The 1,783-nt window shown below is 62.9% G+C and carries 2 protein-coding genes; both read left to right on the forward strand.

Translation table 11 applies throughout. From position 1 onward, the window contains the following. The first annotated feature begins 113 nt into the window (after nucleotides 1–113). Nucleotides 114–479, forward strand: a complete 366-nt coding sequence (locus IE231_RS18060; RefSeq protein ID WP_189695384.1) for a hypothetical protein — start codon at nucleotides 114–116, stop codon at nucleotides 477–479. Nucleotides 480–1,114: 635 nt separating this feature from the next. Next, nucleotides 1,115–1,774, forward strand: coding sequence for a hypothetical protein (locus IE231_RS18065; RefSeq protein ID WP_189695385.1), 660 nt, complete (start codon nucleotides 1,115–1,117; stop codon nucleotides 1,772–1,774). The last annotated feature ends 9 nt before the right edge of the window (nucleotides 1,775–1,783 follow it).

Here is a 1,783-nt window from a genome sequence, read left to right on the forward strand (position 1 = left end):
CACGCGACGGAATTGCGGCGTGGTCCGTCCTGCGCTCTCAGCCGCGGGCACTGAGGAACAAGTACAAGGAAGAGCACGTGGCGAGCGGAGGAGAACCGGAATAGTTTGACGGCATGCCTGAGTGCCGTGTGCTCCACTGCCCCAATTCGTCCAGTGATGTCTTCACCTACAACTTCGCCCCGCTGCAGCAGGCACCTGTCTGCAGTGCGCACCTCAGACGTCTGATGGGCGGTGAGATGTGGCTCCTGGACTCCAGGACTCACTACCTCCGTATGGGTGCTGACGTCCCACCCAAGGTCGTTGCCCATCACGTCGCGAAGACGTTCGACGGGCGGAACATGATCGAGCTCGACGTCGAGACGACTCATCCTCAGGACGGGACAAGGAACCTCAGCCTGGTCCTCGATCCCAAATCGGCCGAGGATCTGAGGAAGAGTCTCGGGCTCATGCTCGGCAAAGGGGAAGCACAGCACCACTGAGGACAAAGCCGGACCGAAGGCCCACGTGCCCTTCGGCGATCCGAGCCGAAGCCCAGTCGTGGATCCGATTCCGCGCTGTGGGCCGTCAGCGCTGAGCAACCGACGAACGCCATCAAGGCGCGCCATGAACACCGGCACCTGGCGTCAAGACAGTCAGAAGGGTTGCGCGCGGGCCTTCCGCCAATGATCGCTTCCATGGTAAAGAGTTCTCTGGCATCTAACAGGGTGTTTCCAAGGGGAGGAATAGTTGCCATGGCCAATGTCTTCGTCGAGCCGCTGCCGAAGAGCAGTTCAGCTCCTATTAGCGGCTACGCACTTGAGTACGCGCATAGCGCAAGCGTCACCGGGAGGACTTATCAAACCCAGAAGCAAGCAATTGACGACGCCAAGCGACTCGGGCATCGTCCACTTGTCGCGAGGGTGAGAAACACGAACAAGGGAAACCCAGATCACTGGCGTGCTGCCGACTAGTCATTCTGGGAACGATCCCCGAACCATCCCACAGCGGAGTGCTTTGCGCCCCCTCTTACCGCGCCTGCTCAATTCGAATGCAGGGCAAGTGTTGGCTGCCGCGATGCTCGCTGCGATAGTGAGCACAGCCGGCGACGGCGCAACAAGTCAAATGGGGGGACCGGATGGACCAGATCGAGCACGACGACTTCTCCCTGGAACAGGGGATGCCTGCTGAGCCCGATCCCCACAGGACGCGGAAAGGCCACCGCACCGCGGCCGTCATCGGGATCCTGCTCGCTGCTGCTGTAGTTGCGGGAGTCGGCGCCGTCATGTGGTCGGAGAACAGTGCTGCGGCGGTGGCACAAGCTCAAGCTGCGGCCTCGGCCTCGCAGGTGGCCGCTGCAAACGCTTCGGCGTCCGCGTCCGCCAAGGCGTCAGCGCTGGCCGCGGCAGAAGCTCTCCAGGAGGAGCAGGCCCTTGCCTCCGCCTCCGCTCAGGCCGAGGCCGACCAGCAGGCGAGCGTCAAGAGCCAGATGGAAGCCCAAGGCTGGCACCAAGCCTCTGGTTACAACTACTACCGCTGGGAAGACCACTCGAACTTCAGGTGCGGCACTCTGCAGTGTTCCTACGTGCTCGTCGTTTCCGAAGCCCCCGAAGGGTGCACCGGCGGCTTCTACGTGGAAGCCAGCATCGAGAGAGGCAGGATGTCGGTGGGGATGGCCAACGGGGTGACCGCCGCGCTGCCGCGGGGGAAGATCGCGGCGGTGAAGCTTGAGGACACCAGCGGGACCGGCGACGGTAACGGCTTCCAGCTCACGCAGATTACCTGTCACGGCGGCTGAGGCGGTTGC

Origin of the sequence: Sinomonas cellulolyticus, assembly GCF_014656475.1 — a bacterium.
Lineage (GTDB): Bacteria > Actinomycetota > Actinomycetes > Actinomycetales > Micrococcaceae > Sinomonas > Sinomonas cellulolyticus.

Excerpts from the sequence above, each read along its gene's own strand:
- IE231_RS18060 (WP_189695384.1), top strand. The coding sequence starts at position 114 with ATGCCTGAGTGCCGTGTGCTCCACTGCCCCAATTCGTCCAGTGATGTC.
- IE231_RS18065 (WP_189695385.1), top strand. The coding sequence starts at position 1,115 with ATGGACCAGATCGAGCACGACGACTTCTCCCTGGAACAGGGGATGCCT.